Genomic DNA, 759 nt, shown 5'->3' on the forward strand with positions numbered 1-759 from the left:
AGCGTACACGGTGGATGCCCTGGCAGTCAGAGGCGATGAAGGACGTGCTAATCTGCGATAAGCGCCGGTAAGGTGATATGAACCGTTATAACCGGCGATTTCCGAATGGGGAAACCCAGTGCAATCCGTTGCACTATCGTTAAGCCAATACATAACTTAACGAAGCGAACCGGGGGAACTGAAACATCTAAGTACCCCGAGGAAAAGAAATCAACCGAGATTCCCCCAGTAGCGGCGAGCGAACGGGGAACAGCCCAGAACCAGCATCAGTTTGTGTGTCAGTGGAAGCGTCTGGAAAGGCGCAGGGTACAGGGTGATACTCCCGTACACAAAGGCACACCTTCTGTGAGTTCGACGAGTAGGGCGGGACACGTGGTATCCTGTCTGAATATGGGGGGACCATCCTCCAAGGCTAAATACTCCTGACTGACCGATAGTGAACCAGTACCGTGAGGGAAAGGCGAAAAGAACCCCGGCGAGGGGAGTGAAACAGAACCTGAAACCGTGTACGTACAAGCAGTGGGAGCCTCTTTTATGGGGTGACTGCGTACCTTTTGTATAATGGGTCAGCGACTTATATTCTGTAGCAAGGTTAACCGTATAGGGGAGCCGCAGGGAAACCGAGTCTTAACTGGGCGTTAAGTTGCAGGGTATAGACCCGAAACCCGGTGATCTAGCCATGGGCAGGTTGAAGGTTGGGTAACACTAACTGGAGGACCGAACCGACTAATGTTGAAAAATTAGCGGATGACCTGTGGC

General features: G+C 52.2%; 1 rRNA gene. It reads left to right on the forward strand.

What is annotated here, in order from left to right:
- Positions 1-759: ribosomal RNA gene (locus tag E2L00_RS21365) — 23S ribosomal RNA — on the forward strand; the annotation flags it as partial.

Origin of the sequence: Cedecea colo, from assembly GCF_011808225.1 — a bacterium.
Taxonomy (GTDB): domain Bacteria; phylum Pseudomonadota; class Gammaproteobacteria; order Enterobacterales; family Enterobacteriaceae; genus Dryocola; species Dryocola colo.